Origin of the sequence: Streptomyces sp. NPDC002888, assembly GCF_042888465.1 — a bacterium.
Classification (GTDB): Bacteria; Actinomycetota; Actinomycetes; order Streptomycetales; family Streptomycetaceae; genus Streptomyces.
The window spans coordinates 65,781-85,341 of sequence record NZ_JBIAPU010000021.1 but is presented as its reverse complement, the minus strand read 5'-3'; the positions used below and the strand labels follow the sequence as shown (position 1 = coordinate 85,341).

The following is a 19,561-nucleotide window of genomic DNA, read 5'->3' as shown; positions in this document are numbered from 1 at the left end:
CCCCGGGGATCAAGGTCGGCTACCGAGTCGGCTACTGAACGCAGGCTCAGCGCGCCGACAGACGGCATGGGTGAGCTACTGAACCGCCGCTCAGCGGGCCGACAGGCTGGAGCGACGGACCACCAGTTCCGGTTGGAGCACCACACGCCGGTGCTCGTGTGCCCTGGCCGGGGCGCCGGTCGCGGTCTCCTCCGTCTCCTCCAGGAGCAGCTCGGCGGCCAGGGCGCCCATCGTGACGGCGGGCTGGCGCACCGAGGTGAGCGGTACGGCCGCGGCGGCCGCGAACTCGATGTCGTCGTAGCCGACGATCGCGAGGTCGTCGGGGACGTCGACACCGGCGGCGTACATGGCCTGCAGGACGCCGAGGGCCAGCAGGTCGTTGGCGCAGAACACGGCGGTGGGGCGGTCGGCGAGCCCGAGCAGGCGGGCCCCGGCGTCGCGGCCCGCGGCGACGTCGAGCCGCTCGGTGGGCAGCTCACGCAGACAGTCCGGAGCGAGCCCGGCCTCCTCCAGCGCGTTCAGCGCGCCGGTGCGGCGGTCGCGGACCTGGTTGAAGCCGGGCGGGCCGCTGACATACGCGATGGAGCGGTGTCCGGCGTCGATGAGGTGCCGCACGGCGAGCGCGCCGCCCGCCACGTCGTCCACGGAGACGGAGCACTCGGTGGTGCCCTCGGCGACCCGGTCCACCAGGACGAAGGGGATGCCGTGCCGACGGAACGACTCGATGTTGCGGCCGGTCGCGTCCGCCGGGGTGAGCAGCACGCCCCGCACCCGCTGTTCCGCGAAGAGCGACAGGTACTCGGCCTCCTCGCTGACGCTCTCGGCGCTGTTGCAGACCATCACACCGAGCCCGGCGTCCCGGGCGGCCCGCTCGGCGCCGCGCGCGACGTCGACGAAGAAGGGGTTGCCCATGTCGAGGACGAGCAGCCCCATGATCCGGCTGCGGCCCGCGCGCAGCTGTCGCGCGGACTCGCTGCGGACGTAGCCGAGCCGCTCTATGGCGGACTGGACGCGCGCCCGGGTCTCGGTGGCGACGCTGTCCGGCCGGTTGATGACGTTCGACACCGTGCCGACGGAGACTCCGGCGGCACGGGCGACGTCCTTGATACCCACCGACTGGGCCATCAGGCGGGGACCTCCAGAAATACGAGGGGCGGCGGGTACGCCTGCACACTATCGTTACGGTGGCGCCCGCCGGTCCCTCTCATGCGGGCAGGGCGAAGTCGACGACGTGCAGCGCCGACGGGGTCGTACCTCTGGACTTCTCCTGGTACATGAACGACAGCACGTTGTCCGTTCTGACACGCATCTCGTCGATGACGACCTCGCCGAAGGCGTTGAGGCCGCTGCCGTCGAACAGGAGCTTCCAGTCGGTGTAGCCGGAGGCCTTCGACGCGCCGGCGATGCGTCCGAAGGGGAAGATCGCGTAGGCGTTGTCGTACTTGTCGAGGATCAGCTTGGTGCGCTGACTGGAGTTGAGGGGGACCGGTATCTCGGTCTTCTGCCAGGTGCCGGAGGAGTTCTTGCGGAGGTGGAAGGCGCGGCCGTTGGCTGTGCGGTCGGCGACGTAGTTGGTGGTGCACTGCCCGAAGCGGCCGGGGACGTAGCTGATGACGGCGTGCGGCAGGCCGGTGGAGTCGGTGGACTGGCTCTCCTGGTTCATCAGGGAGTGGTCCGGGTTCAGCGGGTCGACGACCAGGCCGCCGTCCGTGACCGCCACCTTGTCGGAGCCGCCGGTGGTGCCGACGACGGTGCCCGCGTTGTTGCGCCAGGTGCGGCCGCGGTCGGTGGAGTAGACGTAGCCGGTGTCGTGGTTGGTGATGCCGCCGCCGTTGCACATCACGGCGCCGTTCTGCTCGCGCCAGGTGAAGAAGGCGTGCAGTCGGCCGTTGACGTCGTAGTCGATGCCGTGGAGGTACATGTTGCGGGCCGTCGAGGAGCCGTGCTCGCTGGTGTAGGTGCCGGTGGAGCTGGACCACTCGCCGAGGTTGGTCCAGGTCGAGCCGTCGTACTCGGCGAGGGCGTTGCGGCCGTTGCCGGAGATGGCGACGCGGTAGCTCAGCTGCAGCTTGCCGTCGGGGGTGGAGACGAACTGCGGGTAGGTGAACTGCGAGGTGAGCGCCAGCCCGTCGAGCGTGGACTGCGGCGCGCCGAAACGGCTCGTGGTCCAGCTCAGCCCGGCCGGATTGTCCATGAGGCCGGCCACCGACTTGACGTAGGTGAAGCCGTCGCTGTGGGAGTCCATGTTGAGGTGGAGACGGCCGTCGGCCTTGGAGACGCCCATGGAGATGACGTTGTGGGAGTCGTCGGCCTTGAGGGTGTGACCGACCTTGACCGTGGACCAGGTGCTCCCGCCGAGGACGCGGCGGCCGACGACGGCACTCCGGTCGGCGGTGTACCAGGCGGCGTACTGGTAGCCCTTGTAGGTCAGCAGACCGTTCTTCTGGAACGAGTTGTTGTTGACCAGGCCGTCGTACGACACGAAGAAGACGGCCTGGGTGTCCAGGGTGGTGGTGCCGGTGCGGCTGACCGAGGGGCCGGGGTCGGCGGCGCGGGCGGTGCCGGCGGCGAGGGCGGGGCTCGCCACGGCACTGGCGAGGGCGGCGCCCAGCAGGGTGCGTCTGTTCATCTCGGGGACTCCGTTGTCAGGCGAGGTGGAACACTTCGGTGAGCGGTTTCATGGCCTCGTCGGGCCGGGCGCCGTCCAGTGACTCGAAGAACGGCGCCATCTCCGCCTGCCAGCGGGCGTTGACGTCGGTGGCCTCCATACCGGCCACGGCGGCCTGGAAGTCCTCGGTCTCCAGATAGCCGACGAGGAGGCCGTCGTCACGCAGGAAGAGGGAGTAGTTGTGCCAGCCGGTGGCCGAGAGCGCTTCAAGCATCTCCGGCCACACGGCGGCGTGACGTTCGCGGTACTCGGCGATCCGGTCCTCGCGGACCTTGAGCAGGAAACAGACGCGCTGCATGAAGTACCGCTGCCTTCCTAGAAGTTGAACTGGTCGATGTTCTTCTTGTCGAACACGGTCGGCTTGCCGAGGCTGATCACGCCGTCCTTGCCGATGGTGTACGAGCCCATGTCGCCGGCCTTGAAGGTCTCGCCCTCCTTGCCGGTGATCTGTCCCGACACCAGCGCCACGGCCGTGCGCGCGGCCAGCTCGCCGAGCTTCGCCGGGTCCCACAGCTCGAAGCCGTCGACGGTGCCGTTCTTGACGTACTTGCGCATGTCGTTGGGGGTGCCGAGGCCGGTCAGCTTGACCTTGCCCTTGTACTTGGAGCCCGACAGGTACTGGGCGGCCGCCTTGATGCCGACGGTGGTCGGGGAGATGATCCCCTTCAGGTTCGGGTACTCCTGGAGCAGGCCCTGGGTCTGCTGGAAGGACTGCTGGGCGTCGTCGTTGCCGTAGGCGACCTTGACCAGCTTGACGTCCTTGTACTTCGGGTCCTTCAGCTCCTCCTTCATGAAGCCGATCCAGGTGTTCTGGTTGGTCGCCGTCTGCGCGGCCGACAGGACCGCGATCTCGCCCTTGTAGCCGATCTGCTCGGCGAGCAGCTGCACCTCGGTGCGGCCGAGGTCCTCGGCGCTGGCCTGCGAGACGAAGGCGTTGCGGCAGTCGGCGGTGGTGTCGGAGTCGTAGGTGACGACCTTGATGTCGTTCTTCATGGCCTGCTTGAGGGAGGGGCACAGCGCGCCCGGGTCCTGCGCGGAGACGGCCATCGCGTCGACGCGCTGCTGGGTGAGCGTGTTGACGTAGTTGACCTGACCGGAGGTGTCGGTGGCGCTGGACGGGCCGACCTCCTTGTAGCTGGAGCCCAGCTCCTTCAGGGCCGCCTCGCCGCCCTTGTCGGCGGAGGTGAAGTACGGGTTGTTGACCTGCTTGGGCAGGAACCCGACGGTCAGCCCCTTCTTCAGGGCCGCGTTCGGGTCGGCCTTGGCGCCCGAGGCCGCGGCACCGGTGCTCTCGTTCTTCACGTCCTCCTTGGTGGTGCCGCCACAGGCGGTGAGGGCGAGAGCGAGGGAGGAGACAGCGGCGACGGCCACACTGGCACGACGGAGGGATGACTTGCGCATGAGGGAGTCCTTTTAACAGAGGGTTGGTGCGGCGCGCCCCACAGGGGCGCGGGGCTGTTACTGATATGCGGCTCCGCCGCGTGGGCGCGACCAGCCACAGACGGCCGCAACTTCGAAAGACGACCTATCCAGTGGAGCTGGCCGCCGCCCGAGCAACGGAAATCTGCCGCGCGACCCGAGGTCCAAGCACGGACACGACAAGCAGCACACCGGTCACGACGATCTGAGACTGCGCGGAGACATCCTGAAGGCTCATCACGTTCTGCAGCACGCCGAGCAGGAAGACCCCCGCGATCGCGCCGCCGAGCGTGCCCTTGCCGCCGTCGAAGTCGATACCACCGAGCAACACGGCGGCGATGACGGACAGTTCCAACCCCGTCGCGTTGTCGTACCGGGCACTCGCGTAGTGCAGCGCCCAGAACACCCCGGTGAGGGAGGCCATCAGCCCCGTCACCGTGAACAGGATCAGCTTCTGCCGCTTGACCCGGACACCCGCGAACCGCGCCGCCTCCTCGCTCGCGCCGATCGCGAACAGCGACCGCCCGAACGGGGTGGCGTGCAGGACTACCACGGCGATCGCCAGGAGCACCAGGAAGGGCAGGAGGGCGTACGGGATGAACGTGTCGCCGATGCGTCCGGCCGCGAAGTCCAGGTACTGCGTGGGGAAGTCGGTCACCGCGTCGGAGCCGAGCACGATCTGCGCGATACCCCGGTAGGCGGCCATGGTGCCGATGGTGACGGCGAGCGAGGGCAGTCCGAGCCGGGTCACGAGCAGACCGTTGACCAGCCCGCAGACCACGCCGATGAGCAGGCAGATCGGGATGATCGTCTCGATGGTCATGCCCTGGTTCCACAGGGCGCCCATCACCGCGCCGGAGAGCCCCGCCGTGGAGGCGACCGACAGGTCGATCTCGCCCGAGACCACGAGCAGCGTCATCGGCAGCGCGACCAGCGCGACCGGCAGGGCGCTGCCGATCAGGAACGACAGGTTGAAGGCGTTGCCGAAGCCGTCGACGAAGGAGAAGGACATCAGGAGCAGGACGATGAGGAGGGCGCCGACGACCGTGTCCCAGCGGATCGCGCGGTTCACCAGAGATCCGGACTCAGGCATGGCGGGCGTTCCTCTTCTTCAGGGCCGACGCCACCCGCAGCGCGACCACCCGGTCCACGGCGATGGCGAGGAGCAGCAGGATGCCGTTGATGGCGAGCACCCAGACGGAGCTGACGCCGAGGGCGGGCAGCACACCGTTGATGGAGGTCAGCAGCAGCGCGCCGAGCGCGGCGCCGTAGACGCTGCCGGAGCCTCCGGTGAAGACGACACCGCCGACCACGACCGCGCTGACGACGGTGAGTTCGTAGCCGTTGCCGGTGCCGGAGTCGACGTTGCCGAACCGGGCCAGGTACAGCGCGCCCGCGAGGCCGGCGAGGGCGCCGCAGAAGGTGTAGGCGACGAGGATCCGCTTGCGCACCGGGATGCCGGCGAGGCGGGCGGCCTCCGGGTTGGAGCCGAGCGCGTACAGCTCGCGGCCGCTGCCGAAGTGCTTGAGGTAGTACGCGGTGGCGACCACGACGGCGACGGCGATCAGCGCGAGATACGGCACGGCGGAGATGCCGCCGGAGCCGAAGTCGACGAATCCGCCGGACAGGTCGGCCGCGGTGATCTGCCGGGAGCCGACCCAGATGGAGTCGATTCCGCGGATGATGTAGAGGGTGCCGAGGGTGACGACGAGCGCGGGCACCTGGCCGAGGCTGACGAGCAGGCCGTTGAGGAGCCCGAAGCCGATGCCGAGCAGGACCGCCAGCGCGATCGCGACGACCGGGTTGCCGCCGCCCTGCAGATAGGTGCCGGCGGCGAAGGCGGTGATGCCGAGCGTGGAGCCGACGGACAGGTCGACGTTGCGGGTGATGACCACCAGCGACTGTCCGGTGGCGACCAGGACGAGGATGGTCGCGTTCAGCAGCAGGTCCTTGATGCCCTGCTCGGAGAGGAACTCGCTGTTGCCGGCCTGGGTGATCGCGATCATCACCAGGAAGACGACCAGGATGGCGAGTTCCCGCATCTTGAAGACGCGGTCGACCAGCCGGGTGCCGCTGGACTTGGACGCCTCGGCGGCGGGGGCGGGCGTGGGTGCGGTCACCGTCATGCGGCGGCCCTCCCCGTGGCTGCGGCCATCACGGTTTCCTCGGTGGCTTCGGAGCGGGGGATCTCTGCGGTGAGCCGGCCCTCGTGCATCACCAGCACGCGGTCGGCCATGCCGAGTACCTCCGGCAGGTCGGAGGAGATCATCAGGACGGCGACCCCGTCGGCGGCCAGCTGGGACAGCAGCCGGTGGACCTCGGCCTTGGTGCCGACGTCGATGCCGCGCGTGGGCTCGTCGACGATGAGCACCTTGGGGCCGGTGGCCAGCCACTTGGCGAGGACGACCTTCTGCTGGTTGCCGCCGGAGAGGGTGTTGACGGTGTCGGCGATCCGGGCGTACTTGACCTGGAGCTTGACGGCCCAGTCGAGGGACCGGCTGCGCTCGGCGCCGCGGTCCATCAGCCCGGCCTTCACGGTCGTACGGAGTCCGGTCAGGCCGATGTTGCGCTCGATGGACATGTCCATCACCAGGCCCTGGGCGCGCCGGTCCTCAGGGACCAGGGCGAGGCCGGCGGCCATGGCGGTCGAGGGCGCGCCGTTCGTCAGCCGGCGCCCTTGGACCTCCACTTCGCCGGCGTCCCAGCGGTCGATGCCGAAGACCGCCCGGGCGACCTCGGTGCGGCCGGCGCCGACCAGCCCTGCGAGGCCGACGATCTCGCCGTGCCGGACCTCGAAGGAGACGTCGGTGAAGACGCCCTCGCGGGTCAGGCGGCGGACGCTGAGGGCGACCTCGCCGGGCTTGACGTCCTGCTTCGGGTAGAGCTCGTCGAGGTCGCGGCCGACCATGCGGCGTACCAGGTCGTCCTCGGTCATGCCCTCGACCGGCTCGCTGGCGATCCAGGCGCCGTCGCGCAGCGTGGTGACCCGCTGGCAGATCTCGAAGATCTCCTCCAGGCGGTGCGAGATGAACAGCACCGCGGCGCCCTGTTCGCGCAGGGTGCGCACGACGCCGAAGAGGCGGGCGACCTCGCTGGCGGTCAGGGCGGCGGTCGGCTCGTCCATGATCAGGACGCGGGCGTCGAAGGAGAGGGCCTTGGCGATCTCGACGATCTGCTGGTCCGCGATGGACAGTCCGCGGGCGGGCCGGTCGGGGTCGAGTTCGACGCCGAGGCGCGTCATCAGGGCGGCCGTGGCCGCGTGGGTGGCCTTGTGGTCGATGCGGCCGAGGGCGCGGCGCGGCTGGCGGCCCATGAAGATGTTCTCGGCGATCGACAGGTCGGGGAAGAGCGTGGGCTCCTGGTAGATCACGGCGATACCCGCGTCGCGGGCGTCGCCGGGTCCGTGGAAGACGACGGGCTCACCGTCGAGCAGCACCTGGCCGGCATCCGGACGGTGCACCCCGGCGAGCGTCTTGATCAGGGTCGACTTGCCCGCACCGTTCTCACCGGCGAGTGCGTGCACTTCGCCGGGGAACAGCTCCAGGGAGACGGCCCGCAGGGCGCGTACGGCGCCGAAGGACTTGGAGATGTCCTTCAGCGCCAGCACCGGGGCCGGTCCCGTGTCGGACGGGTGGGTCATGGGTGGCTCCTCGACGACGCCGGCGGGAGGCCGCCACGGCGTCGTGAAAGGTTTCAACTGGGTTGCCGGGACGTTAGGCATGGCAGCCATGTCACGTCAATGGGTCCGCCTCGAAAAAGTTGCGATAGCCGAAGGTCACGTGCCGGTCACGGAGAAGAGGGCTGGAGAGAGGGGTTGACAGCCCTTCGGAGGGCTCATAACTTCCCCTTCTGAATCGTTTCATACAGAAGCCCGCCAACCCGATGTCACAGGAGCCCTGAAGTGACCGAGCTCGCCGCGGTGAAGGCCGCGCTGAAGACCCAGGCCATCGAGACGCCGTCGTGGGCGTACGGGAACTCGGGGACCCGTTTCAAGGTGTTCGCCCAGCAGGGCGTGCCGCGCACCCCCCAGGAGAAGCTTCAGGACGCGGCCCAGGTGCACGCGTTCACCGGGGTGGCGCCGACCGTGGCCCTGCACATTCCGTGGGACAAGGTCGAGGACTACGCGGCTCTGGCGAAGTTCGCCGAGGAGCGGGGCGTGAAGCTCGGCGCCATCAACTCCAACACCTTCCAGGACGACGACTACAAGCTCGGCAGCATCTGCCATCCGGATGCGAAGGTGCGGCGGAAGGCCGTCGATCACCTGCTGGAGTGCGTCGACATCATGGACGCGACGGGCTCCGCCGATCTGAAGCTGTGGTTCGCGGACGGGACGAACTATCCCGGGCAGGACGATGTGCGGGGGCGGCAGGACCGGCTGGCCGAGGGCCTCTCCGAGGTGTACGCACGGCTGGGAGACGGGCAGCGTCTGTTGCTCGAGTACAAGTTCTTCGAGCCCGCGTTTTATACGACCGACGTTCCGGACTGGGGTACGGCGTACGCGCACTGCCTCAAGCTCGGCCCGAAGGCGCAGGTCGTGGTCGACACGGGGCATCACGCGCCGGGGACCAACATCGAGTTCATCGTCGCCACGCTGCTGCGGGAGGGGAAGCTCGGTGGGTTCGACTTCAACTCGCGGTTCTACGCGGACGACGACCTGATGGTGGGGGCGGCGGATCCGTTCCAGCTGTTCCGGATCATGTACGAGGTCGTGCGTGGGGGTGGGTTCACCTCCGAGGTCGCGTTCATGCTGGATCAGTGCCACAACATCGAGGCGAAGATCCCGGCGATCATCCGTTCCGTGATGAACGTGCAGGAGGCCACGGCGAAGGCGCTGCTGGTCGACCGGACGGCGTTGGCTGCTGCGCAGGCTTCGGGGGACGTGCTTGAGGCGAACGCCGTGCTGATGGATGCGTACAACACGGATGTGCGGCCGTTGCTTCGGGAAGTGCGGGGGGAGATGGGGTTGGACCCCGACCCCATTGCTGCGTACAAGGCGTCCGGGTGGGCCGAGAAGATCGTTGCCGAGCGGGTGGGAGGGGAGCAGGCCGGCTGGGGCGCGTGAGCGTCTGCCGGGTTCTCTTCTTCGCGGGCTGCGGGCCGTTTGTGGCTGGTCGCGCCCACGCGGCGGAGCCGCAAATCGTTACAGCCCCGCGCCCCTTTGGGGCGCGTTCCTCTCGCGTTCGTTCAAGAAGTTAGGAACTTTGCGTGACCATCCATCCTGAAGCCGCTGCGCTGCTTGCTCGGTCCCGTCGGCTCGGCGCTGATCCTCGGAACACGAACTACGCCGGCGGCAACGCCTCCGCCAAGGGCACCGACACCGATCCTGTCACCGGCGGTGACGTCGAGCTGATGTGGGTGAAGGGGTCCGGTGGGGATCTGGGGACCCTGACCGAGGCGGGGCTGGCGGTGCTGCGGCTGGACCGGATGCGGGCGCTCGTCGACGTGTATCCGGGGGTGGAGCGCGAGGACGAGATGGTTGCCGCGTTCGACTACTGCCTGCACGGCAAGGGGGGCGCCGCGCCGTCCATCGACACCGCGATGCACGGGCTCGTCGACGCCGCCCACGTCGATCATCTGCACCCGGACTCCGGGATCGCGCTCGCGTGTGCGGCGGACGGGGAGAAGCTGACCGCCGAATGCTTCGGGGACAGTGTGGTGTGGGTGCCGTGGCGGCGGCCCGGCTTCCAGCTCGGACTGGACATCGCGGCGGTGAAGGAGGCGAACCCGCAGGCCATCGGGTGTGTGCTCGGCGGGCACGGGATCACCGCCTGGGGTGACACCGCTGAGGAGTGCGAGCGCAACTCGCTGCACATCATCCGGACCGCCGAGGCGTTCCTGGAGGAGAAGGGGAGGCCGGAGCCCCTCGGGGCCGTCGTACCGGGGTACGAGGCGCTGCCCGAGGGTGAGCGGCGGGAGCGGGCGGCGGCGCTGGCACCGTACGTGCGTGCCGTCGCCTCGCAGGACAGGCCGCACATCGGGCATTTCACCGACTCCGAGGTCGTCCTGGACTTCGTGGCGCGGGCCGAGCACCCGCGGCTCGCCGCGCTGGGGACGTCGTGCCCCGACCACTTCCTGCGGACCAAGGTGCGGCCGCTCGTGCTGGACCTCCCGCCGACCGCCCCGCTGGAGGAGGCCGTCGCGCGGCTCAAGGAACTGCACGCCGAGTACCGCGATGAATACGCCGCCTACTACAAGTGCCATGCTCTGCCCGACTCCCCCGCGATGCGCGGTGCCGACCCGGCGATCGTGCTCGTGCCGGGCGTGGGCATGTTCTCCTTCGGCAAGGACAAGCAGACCGCGCGGGTGGCCGGCGAGTTCTACGTCAACGCGATCAACGTGATGCGGGGCGCCGAGGCGGTGTCGACGTACGCGCCGATCGAGGAGTCGGAGAAGTTCCGCATCGAGTACTGGGCGCTGGAGGAGGCCAAGCTTCAGCGGATGCCGAAGCCGAAGGCGCTCGCCACGCGTGTCGCGCTCGTCACCGGGGCCGGCAGCGGCATCGGCAAGGCCATCGCGCATCGGCTGGTCGCCGAGGGTGCCTGTGTCGTCGTCGCCGATCTGAACGCCGAGAACGCGGCCGCCGTCGCCGAGGAGCTCGGTGGGGCCGACAAGGCCGTCGCCGTGGCCGTCGACGTGACGTCCGAGGAGCAGATCGCCGACGCCTTCAAGGCCGCCGTGCTGGCCTTCGGCGGGGTGGACCTCGTCGTCAACAACGCCGGCATCTCCATCTCCAAGCCGCTCCTGGAGACGTCGGCGAAGGACTGGGACCTCCAGCACGACATCATGGCCCGCGGGTCGTTCCTCGTCTCGCGTGAGGCGGCCCGGGCGATGATCGCGCAGGGGCTGGGCGGCGACATCGTCTACATCGCCTCCAAGAACGCCGTCTTCGCCGGGCCGAACAACATCGCCTACTCCGCGACCAAGGCCGACCAGGCGCACCAGGTGCGGTTGCTGGCCGCCGAGCTCGGTGAGCACGGCATTCGCGTCAACGGGGTCAACCCCGATGGTGTGGTGCGCGGCTCGGGCATCTTCGCCGGTGGCTGGGGTGCCAAGAGGGCGGCCGTGTACGGGGTCGAGGAGGAGAAGCTGGGCGAGTTCTACGCGCAGCGGACCATCCTCAAGCGGGAGGTGCTGCCCGAGCACGTCGCGAATGCCGTGTTCGCGCTGACGGGCGGGGAGCTCACCCACACCACCGGGCTGCATGTGCCCGTCGACGCGGGTGTGGCGGCCGCGTTCCTCCGATGACGGCCGTGCGGTCGTACGCCGCGGTCGACCTCGGCGCGTCCAGCGGGCGTGTGATGGTCGGCCGCGTGAGCCCGGACTCGCTGGAGCTGGTGGAGGCGCACCGCTTCCCCAACCGGCCGGTCCGGGTGCCGGAGGGGCTGCTCTGGGACGTGCTGTCGCTGTACGCGGGGGTGCTGGACGGGCTGCGGGCGGCTGGGCAGGTCGACTCGGTCGGCATCGACAGCTGGGCCGTGGACTACGGCCTGCTGGACGCCGACGGGGCGCTGCTCGGCAACCCGGTCCACTACCGCGACACCCGCACGGAGGGCGTCGCGGAGAAGGTATGGGCGACCGTGCCCGCCGCCGAGCTGTACGCGGCGACGGGGATCCAGTACGCGCCGTTCAACACGCTGTACCAGTTGACGGCTGCGGCCGGTTCGGCCCAACTCGCGCAGGCGCGGCGGTTGTTGCTCATTCCCGATCTGCTGGCGTACTGGCTGACGGGCGAGCAGGGCACCGAGCTGACCAACGCCTCGACGACCCAGCTCGTCGATCCCCGGACGCGGGAGTGGTCGTACGACCTGGCCGCCCGGCTGGGGATCGACCTGAGCCTGTTCGCGCCGCTGCGGCAGCCGGGGGACGCAGCGGGTGTGCTGCGGGCGGAGGTGCTGGAGGAGACGGGGCTGACGGGGCCGGTGCCGGTGACGGCGGTCGGCTCGCACGACACGGCGTCCGCGGTCGCGGCGGTCCCGGCGACGAGCGAGCGGTTCGCGTACATCTGCACCGGGACCTGGTCGCTGGTCGGTCTGGAGCTGGACGCGCCCGTGCTGACCGAGGAGAGCCGCGCCGCCAATTTCACCAACGAGCTGGGGCTGGACGGCACGGTCCGCTATCTGCGCAACATCATGGGGCTGTGGCTGCTCCAGGAGTGCGTACGGGCCTGGGGCGACCCGGACCTCGGTGTGCTGCTGCGCGAGGCGGCCGCGGTGCCGGCGCTCAGGTCGGTGGTGGACGCGGGGGACGCGGCGTTCCTGGCGCCGGGCCGGATGCCGGAGCGGATCGCCGAGGCGTGCCGGGAGTCCGGGCAGCCCGTGCCGGAGAGCCGGGCCGAGGTCACGCGGTGCATCCTCGACTCGCTCGCGCTCGCCCACCGGCGGGCGATCCAGGAGGCGCAGCGGCTGGCCGACCACCCGGTCGACGTCGTGCACATCGTCGGCGGCGGCACGCGCAACGCGCTGCTGTGCCAGCTCACCGCCGACGCCTGCGGGCTGCCGGTGGTGGTCGGCCCGACCGAGGCGGCCGCCCTCGGCAACGTGCTCGTACAGGCGCGGGCGCACGGGCTCGTCGGCGACCGCGCCGACATGCGACGCCTGCTCGCCCGTACGCAGCCGCTCACGCGGTTCGAGCCGCTCGGCGGCACCGAACGCTGGCGTGACGCGGAGGCCCGGCTCACCGCACGGTGAGTCGGGGCCTCCCCCGGCCCTCGCCTCCCTACTAGGCTTCACTCATCCGATGATCGACCCCAAGGAGCCGCGATGCGTGTCGCACTGTTCCTGACCTGTGTCAACGACACGCTCTATCCGGACACCGGCCGCGCCGTGGTGAAACTGCTGACCAGACTGGGCGTCGAGGTCGACTTCCCGATGGCCCAGACGTGCTGCGGGCAGGCCCACTACAACACCGGCTATCGGCACGAGGCCGAGCCACTCGCCCGGCACTTCTCCGATGTCTTCGGGGAGTACGAGGCGATCGTGACGCCGTCCGGGTCCTGCGGGGCGATGGTGCGGGAGCTGTATCCGCGGATGGGTGAGCGGGCGCGGGCGGAGGGTCGCGGGGACACTCTCGCGGCCACGCTGGCGCCGGTCGTGCCGAAGACGTTCGAGCTCACGGAGTTCCTGGTGGACGTGCTGGGGGTGACGGACGTGGGGGCGTACTACCCGCACAAGGTGACCTATCACCCGACCTGTCACGGGCTGCGCGGGCTGGGTCTCGGCGACCGGCCCCGGCGGCTGCTCCAGGCCGTCAAGGGGCTGGAGCTGGTGGAGCTGCCGGGCGCCGACGAGTGCTGCGGGTTCGGCGGCACGTTCGCGCTGAAGAACTCCGACGTCTCGGCGGCGATGGGCGCGGACAAGGTGCGCAACGCCGAGTCGACGGGCGCCGAGGTGCTGTGCGCGGCCGACAACTCCTGTCTGATGCACATCGGCGGAACCATGGCGCGGCTGAGCACGGGCATGCGGCCGGTGCACATCGCGGAGATCCTGGCGAGCACGGAGGAGGAACCGGCCGTATGAGCGGGACGTTCGTCGGCATGCCGGCGTTTCCCAAGGCCGCGCACGAGGCCCTCGGCAACGAGACCCTGCGCGCCAATCTGCGCCACGCCACGCACACCATCCGCGCCAAGCGGGCGAAGGCCGTGACGGAGGTGTCCGACTGGGCCGAGCTGCGCGAGGCCGGCAAGCGGATCAAGGACCACACGCTGCGTCATCTCGACCACTACCTGGTCCAGTTGGAGGAGTCGGTCACCGCGGCGGGCGGCACGGTCCACTGGGCGGCGGACGCCGACGAGGCCAACCGGATCGTGACGCGACTGGTCAAGGAGACCGGGGAGTCGGAGGTCGTCAAGGTCAAGTCGATGGCCACGCAGGAGATCGGGCTCAACGAGGCCCTCGAAGCCGAGGGCATCCACGCCTACGAGACCGATCTCGCCGAGCTGATCGTGCAGTTGGGCAAGGACCGGCCCTCGCACATCCTGGTCCCCGCCATCCACCGCAACCGGGGCGAGATCCGGGACATCTTCGCCCGCGAGATGGGCGAGTGGGGCCGCCCGGCCCCCGAGGGCCTCACCGACACGCCCGCCGAGCTGGCCGAGGCGGCCCGGCTGCACCTGCGGGAGAAGTTCCTGCGCGCCAAGGTGGGCGTCTCCGGGGCGAACTTCATGGTCGCCGAGACCGGCACGCTGGTCGTCGTGGAGTCCGAGGGCAACGGCCGGATGTGTCTGACGCTGCCCGAGACGCTGATCTCGGTCGTCGGCATCGAGAAGATCGTGCCGAGCTGGCGGGACCTGGAGGTGTTCCTCCAGACACTCCCCCGTTCCTCCACCGCCGAGCGCATGAACCCGTACACGTCGACGTGGACCGGGACGACCGACGGGGACGGGCCGAGGACCTTCCATCTGGTGCTGCTCGACAACGGCCGCACCGACACCCTCGCCGACGAGGTCGGCCGCCAGGCCCTGCGCTGCATCCGCTGCTCGGCGTGCCTGAACGTGTGCCCGGTGTACGAGCGGGCCGGGGGCCACGCGTACGGCTCGGTGTACCCGGGCCCGATCGGCGCCATCCTGAGCCCCCAACTGCGGGGCACCCAGAGCGAGATCGATGCCTCGCTGCCGTACGCCTCGTCGCTGTGCGGGGCCTGCTACGAGGTGTGCCCGGTCGCCATCGACATCCCCGAGGTGCTGGTGCACCTGCGCGAACGGGTCGTCGAGGGCGGCCCGGTGACGCGCGAGGGCAACAAGGTGGTCCTCAAGCCGGCGAAGGGGCACGCCGCCGAGCGGGCGGCCATGCGGGCGGCGCGCTGGGCGTTCAGCCGCCCGGGCGCGCTGCGCACCGGCCAGCGGCTGGCCTCCCGCACCCGCCGGCTCCATCCGCGCTCGCTGCCGGGCCCCGGCAAGGCGTGGAGCGGCACGCGGGACCTGCCGCCGGTGCCGGCGGAGCCGTTCCGCGACTGGTGGCAGCGCACGCGGGGTGGAAGGGACGGGGCCAAGTGAGCAGCAGGGAACGGGCCATGGGCCTGCCGCGTACGCGAGGCACGAAGGACGGGGCGAAGTGAGCAGCAGGGAACGGATCCTGGGCCGGGTGCGGCGCGCGCTGGCCGACGTGGAGCCGGGCGAAAACCCGGACGCGTCGGCCGTCGACCGCGGCTATCTGCGCGAGCACGGCGACCGGAGCGTCGAGCAGACCGTGGACCTGCTCGCGGAGAACCTGGCGGACTACCGTGCGATCGTGCACCGCTGCACCACCGCCGACCTCGCGGCGACCGTCGCGGGGATCCTGGCCGCGCGGGGCACGAGGACGCTCCTCGTCCCGCCGGGTCTGGAGGCTCGGTGGCTCACGGCGGCGGAGGCCGAGCGGGTCGCGGACCGGGCGGAGAGCACCCCGCACGAGCTGGACCAGGTCGACAGCGTGGTCACGGCGTGCGCGGTGGCGATCGCCGAGACCGGCACGATCGTCCTGGACGGCGGCCCCGACCAGGGCCGCCGCCGCATCACACTCGTCCCCGACCACCACGTGTGCGTCGTGCGCGTGCCGGACCAGGTGGTCTCCTCCGTCCCGCAGGCCCTCGAACGCCTCGACCCCGCCCGCCCGTTGACATGGATCTCCGGTCCGTCGGCGACCAGCGACATCGAGCTGGACCGGGTGGAGGGGGTGCACGGTCCGCGCACCCTGGAGGTGGTGCTGGTGAGCGAGGACTGACCGAGGTGCACCCGGATCGGCTCCCTAGTGGGCGGGGTCGCCGTCGTAGGCCTCGCGGGCCTTCTCGACCCTGGCGAGGTTGTCGCCGGCCCACTCGGCGAGGTGGGCGAAGAGCGGGGCGAGGCTGAGGCCGAGGTCGCTGATCTCGTACTCGACCCGAGGGGGTACCTCCGGGTGGTACGTGCGCACGACGAGTCCGTCGCGTTCCAGCTGCCGCAGCCGCTGGGTGAGCACTTTCGGCGTGATCCCGGTGATCCGCCGCTCCAGCTGGACGAACCGCTGGCGGCCGTGCGTGTGGAGACTCCACAGGATCGGTGTGGTCCACCGGCTGAACACGATGTCCACGACCGGGCTGACCGGACAGGCGCGTTCGGGGTCGGTCCCGGCGGTGGCCGGTCCGCTCATGTCTCCGCCCATGCACATCCCTCCAGGGAAGTCACTTTCCTCTAGGTACCTACTATATCGACGCTGTTAGCGTCGCTCTCGTCCTCAACCACACAGCTACAGTTGGGAGTTGCTCATGATCGTGGTGACGGGTGCGACCGGGAACGTCGGCGTGGAACTCGTACGGGTTCTCGCGGAGTCCGGGGAGCGGGTGACGGCGGTGTCCCGGGGGATCTCGGGGGCGGACGTACCGGAAGGGGCCCGGCACCGCAGGGCCGACCTGGCGGACCCTGAGAGTCTGCGTCCCGCCTTCGACGCCGCTCAGGCGTTGTTCCTGCACGACGGTGGGGCCGGCGCCCACCTGTTGAGCCCGCGGGACATCCTCGACGTGGCCAAGGGGGCCGGCGTCGAACGGGTGGTGCTGCTGTCCTCGCTGGGCGTCGTGACCCGGCCGGAGTCGGCCTCGCACGGGGGCACGGGCCGCGCGATCGAAGACGCCGTAAGACAGTCCGGCCTGAACTGGACGATCCTGCGGCCCGGCGGCTTCCACTCCAACGCGTTCGCGTGGGCGGAGTCGGTGCGCACCCGGCGGACCGTCGCCGCGCCGTTCGGTGACGTCGGCCTGCCCACGGTCGACCCGGCCGACATCGCCGCGGTCGCCGCCGTGGCGCTGCGCGAGGACGGCCACAGCGGCGCGGTCCACGAGCTGACCGGCCCCGCGCCCACCACGCCCCGCGAGCGAGCCGAGGCGATCGGTGCCGCGCTCGGCGAACCGGTCCGCTTCGTCGAACAGAGCCGCGACGAGGCCCGGGCACAGCTACTGGCGTTCATGCCCGAGCCGGTCGTCGAGACCACTCTGGACATCCTCGGCGAACCGACCCCCGCCGAGCGACGCGTCAGCCCCGACGTGCAGCGGATCCTCGGCCGCGCACCCCGCGGCTTCACCGACTGGGCCCTCCGCCATGTCGCCGTGTTCCGCGGGGAGCCGGAGGTGGTCGGTCAGCGGTAGACGCGGCTCGGCACGCCGGCGGCGGGACCATGGCCCCGTGACAGAGTCCCGTGACAGAACGACTGAACAAGCGCTTAGATAGGTGCCCGGACACCGATTCGCCCGCGACCGCCGGAGGCCCCTTGTTCACGTCCGTCGACGAAGTCTCCGCCCGCCTCGCCGAGACCGGCTACCTGGCCTCCCCGGCGGTCGCCACCACCGTGTTCCTCGCCGACCGTCTCGGCAAGCCACTCCTCGTGGAGGGCCCGGCCGGGGTCGGCAAGACGGAACTCGCGAAGGCGGTGGCCCAGGTGGCGGGGGCCCGGCTGGTGCGGCTGCAGTGCTACGAGGGCGTCGACGAGGCGCGGGCCCTGTACGAGTGGAACCACGCCAAACAGCTCCTGCGCATCAGCGCGGGCCGGGACGAGTCGTGGGACGACACCCGCACGGACATCTTCAGCGAGGAGTTCCTGCTGGCGCGCCCGCTGCTGACCGCGATCCGCGGCGACGACCCCAAGGTGCTGCTGATCGACGAGACCGACAAGGCCGACGTCGAGGTGGAGGGCCTGCTCCTGGAGGTGCTCAGCGACTTCCAGGTGACCGTGCCCGAGCTGGGCACCATCACCGCGACGCGCCGCCCCTTCGTCGTCCTCACCTCCAACGCGAGCCGCGAACTGTCGGAGGCACTGCGCCGACGCTGCCTGTTCCTGCACATCGGCTTCCCCGAGGAGGAACTGGAGCGGCGGATCGTCCGGCTGAAGGTGCCCGGGATCGACGAGGCGCTGGCCGCGTCGGTGGTGCGGGTGGTGGGCGCCCTGCGCGCGATGGACCTGCGGAAGGTGCCGTCGGTCGCCGAGACCCTCGACTGGGCGCGCACCCTGCTCGCGCTCGGCGCCGACACCCTCGACGAGACCGTCGTACGCGACACCCTGGGCGTGATCCTCAAGCACCAGGACGACATCCTCAAGGCGGCCGCCAAGCTCGACCTGGACGCGCTGTGACGACGGACGCGACCGTGCCGCCGGACGTGACGGCGCGGCTGACCGGGCTGGTCGCGGCGCTCCGCTCGCACGGTATCCGCATCGGCACCGGCGAGACCGTCGACGCCGGGCACGCGGTCACCGCGCTGGGCCTCGCGGACCGCGGGCTGCTGCGCGAGGGGCTGGCCGCGACACTGCTGCACACACCGGGCCAACGGCCGGTGTTCGACGCGGTCTTCGACCTGTACTTCCCGCGGAGCGTCGGCGCTCCGGACGGCGTCCCGGCAGACCGCGAGGACCTGCGCGACCGCCTCGCGGCGGCACTCACCGCCAACGACTCCGCCCTGCTCGGGCAGTTGGCGGTGGAGGCGGTCGACGGCTTCGGCGGGTACGGGAGTTCACCGGGGTCGGACGGCTGGTCGTCGTACCAGACCCTCGACCGTGTCAGGCCGCAGACGCTGCTCGCCCGCGTCCGCGACGGCGTGCGCGCACAGTCAAGTGGGCCGGGGTTCGCCGACCGGCTCCTGGAGGACGAGATCCGGCGACGCATCGAGGCCTTCCGCGCCCTGGTGGCGGCGGAGGCGCGACGCCGGGTCGCCGAGCGGCGAGACCGCGACGAGATCGCACGGCGGGCGGTGGCCCCGACCGCCGACCGGGTCGACTTCCTGTACGCCGGGAGGGACCGGCTGGCCGAACTGCGCCGCACCGTCCAGCCGTTGGCCCGCAAGCTGGCCACGCGCCTGGCCGCCCGCCGCCGGCGCGCCGCCCGCGGCACGATCGACCTGCGGCGCACGCTGCGCGGTTCGCTGTCGACGGGTGGGGTGCCGATCCGGCCCGTGCTGCGCCGCCGCCGGCCCGCCCGCCCCGAACTGGTGCTGCTGTGCGACGTGTCGGGCTCGGTGTCCGGCTTCTCCGACTTCACGATGCTGCTGGTGCAGGCGCTGCACGACCAGTTCAGCAAGGTGCGGGTGTTCGCCTTCGTCAACCGCATCGACGAGGTGACCGGCCTCCTCGCGCACGGCACGGCCGACCCGGAGGGCCTCGGCGCCCGCATCCGCGCCGAGGCCACCCTCACGGGCTGGCACGGCAGCAGCGACTACGGCGTCGCCCTGGGCGAGTTCGCGGAACGGTACGACGCCGCGATCAGCCCCCGTACGACGGTCTTCGTGCTCGGCGACGCCCGCACCAACATGAGCGACCCGAACCTGCCCGCCGTACGCCACCTCACCCAGCGGGCCCGCCGCACCTACTGGTTGAACCCCGAACCCCGGGCCCAGTGGGGCACGGGCGACTCCGCCGCCCTCGCCTACGCGGACCTCATCGAGATGCACGAGTGCCGCAACGCTCGCCAACTCAACACGCTGGTGGGGCGGTTGCTGCCGGTTTGAGCGAATGCCTTGCACTGTGCGCGGCGGGCGAGGCAAGG

At 70.7% G+C, this 19,561-nt stretch carries 17 protein-coding genes; 9 read left to right on the top strand and 8 right to left on the bottom strand.

Going from position 1 to position 19,561, the window contains the following annotated elements; all coding sequences use genetic code 11:
• Positions 1-90: 90 nt before the first annotated feature.
• The 7 genes from ACFYWX_RS30885 to ACFYWX_RS30855 form a co-directional block, all read right to left on the bottom strand.
• Positions 91-1,125: a LacI family DNA-binding transcriptional regulator gene (locus tag ACFYWX_RS30885; protein ID WP_389427661.1), complete on the bottom strand. Its 1,035-nt coding sequence runs from the start codon at positions 1,123-1,125 to the stop codon at positions 91-93.
• Between the two features lie 79 nt (positions 1,126-1,204).
• The gene (locus tag ACFYWX_RS30880) at positions 1,205-2,629 is read right to left on the bottom strand and encodes a BNR repeat-containing protein (protein ID WP_389427659.1); all 1,425 of its coding nucleotides are present in this window, start codon (positions 2,627-2,629) and stop codon (positions 1,205-1,207) included.
• A 16-nt stretch (positions 2,630-2,645) separates the two neighbouring features.
• The gene (locus ACFYWX_RS30875) at positions 2,646-2,966 is read right to left on the bottom strand and encodes an L-rhamnose mutarotase (RefSeq protein ID WP_389427657.1); all 321 of its coding nucleotides are present in this window, start codon (positions 2,964-2,966) and stop codon (positions 2,646-2,648) included.
• A 17-nt stretch (positions 2,967-2,983) separates the two neighbouring features.
• Entirely contained in the window at positions 2,984-4,069 is a 1,086-nt protein-coding gene (gene rhaS, locus ACFYWX_RS30870) for a rhamnose ABC transporter substrate-binding protein (protein ID WP_389427655.1), read from the bottom strand.
• Between the two features lie 124 nt (positions 4,070-4,193).
• Positions 4,194-5,180 carry an ABC transporter permease gene (locus tag ACFYWX_RS30865; RefSeq protein ID WP_389427653.1) on the bottom strand — a complete coding sequence of 329 codons (987 nt, stop codon included), beginning with the start codon at positions 5,178-5,180 and terminating at the stop codon, positions 4,194-4,196.
• On the bottom strand, positions 5,173-6,213 hold the full coding sequence (locus tag ACFYWX_RS30860) for an ABC transporter permease (protein ID WP_389427651.1): 1,041 nt from the start codon (positions 6,211-6,213) through the stop codon (positions 5,173-5,175). Before ACFYWX_RS30860 ends, ACFYWX_RS30865 begins: the two co-directional genes overlap by 8 nt.
• Positions 6,210-7,727: a sugar ABC transporter ATP-binding protein gene (locus ACFYWX_RS30855; protein ID WP_389427649.1), complete on the bottom strand. Its 1,518-nt coding sequence runs from the start codon at positions 7,725-7,727 to the stop codon at positions 6,210-6,212. Before ACFYWX_RS30855 ends, ACFYWX_RS30860 begins: the two co-directional genes overlap by 4 nt.
• A 261-nt stretch (positions 7,728-7,988) precedes the next feature.
• Here ACFYWX_RS30855 and rhaI point away from each other — a divergent pair, with 261 nt between their 5' ends.
• From rhaI to ACFYWX_RS30825, 6 genes are all read left to right on the top strand, one after another.
• The gene (gene rhaI, locus ACFYWX_RS30850; RefSeq protein ID WP_389427647.1) at positions 7,989-9,149 is read left to right on the top strand and encodes an L-rhamnose isomerase; all 1,161 of its coding nucleotides are present in this window, start codon (positions 7,989-7,991) and stop codon (positions 9,147-9,149) included.
• Positions 9,150-9,292: 143 nt separating this feature from the next.
• Positions 9,293-11,332 (top strand): bifunctional aldolase/short-chain dehydrogenase, encoded by a 2,040-nt coding sequence (locus ACFYWX_RS30845; RefSeq protein ID WP_389427645.1) that lies wholly within the window; start codon positions 9,293-9,295, stop codon positions 11,330-11,332.
• 5 nt (positions 11,333-11,337) lie between these two features.
• Positions 11,338-12,774, top strand: a complete 1,437-nt coding sequence (locus ACFYWX_RS30840) for a rhamnulokinase family protein (RefSeq protein WP_389427810.1) — start codon at positions 11,338-11,340, stop codon at positions 12,772-12,774.
• 72 nt (positions 12,775-12,846) lie between these two features.
• Positions 12,847-13,602, top strand: coding sequence for a (Fe-S)-binding protein (locus ACFYWX_RS30835; RefSeq protein WP_389427643.1), 756 nt, complete (start codon positions 12,847-12,849; stop codon positions 13,600-13,602).
• Complete coding sequence (locus ACFYWX_RS30830; RefSeq protein ID WP_389427641.1) at positions 13,599-15,077, top strand: LutB/LldF family L-lactate oxidation iron-sulfur protein; 1,479 nt, start codon at positions 13,599-13,601, stop codon at positions 15,075-15,077. Before ACFYWX_RS30835 ends, ACFYWX_RS30830 begins: the two co-directional genes overlap by 4 nt.
• A 58-nt stretch (positions 15,078-15,135) precedes the next feature.
• A complete protein-coding gene (locus tag ACFYWX_RS30825; protein ID WP_389427639.1) occupies positions 15,136-15,783 on the top strand; it encodes a lactate utilization protein C in 648 nt (215 codons plus the stop codon).
• 24 nt (positions 15,784-15,807) lie between these two features.
• On the opposite strand, the gene ACFYWX_RS30820 is transcribed toward ACFYWX_RS30825, so the two are convergent.
• The gene (locus ACFYWX_RS30820) at positions 15,808-16,188 is read right to left on the bottom strand and encodes a winged helix-turn-helix transcriptional regulator (protein ID WP_389427637.1); all 381 of its coding nucleotides are present in this window, start codon (positions 16,186-16,188) and stop codon (positions 15,808-15,810) included.
• A gap of 115 nt (positions 16,189-16,303) precedes the next feature.
• Between ACFYWX_RS30820 and ACFYWX_RS30815 the strand changes: the two genes are divergently transcribed.
• From ACFYWX_RS30815 to ACFYWX_RS30805, 3 genes are all read left to right on the top strand, one after another.
• On the top strand, positions 16,304-17,176 hold the full coding sequence (locus ACFYWX_RS30815) for an SDR family oxidoreductase (protein ID WP_389427635.1): 873 nt from the start codon (positions 16,304-16,306) through the stop codon (positions 17,174-17,176).
• A gap of 122 nt (positions 17,177-17,298) precedes the next feature.
• A complete protein-coding gene (locus tag ACFYWX_RS30810; RefSeq protein WP_389427633.1) occupies positions 17,299-18,156 on the top strand; it encodes an AAA family ATPase in 858 nt (285 codons plus the stop codon).
• Complete coding sequence (locus ACFYWX_RS30805; protein WP_389427631.1) at positions 18,153-19,523, top strand: VWA domain-containing protein; 1,371 nt, start codon at positions 18,153-18,155, stop codon at positions 19,521-19,523. The genes ACFYWX_RS30810 and ACFYWX_RS30805 overlap by 4 nt, the downstream gene beginning before the upstream one ends.
• Positions 19,524-19,561: the final 38 nt, after the last annotated feature.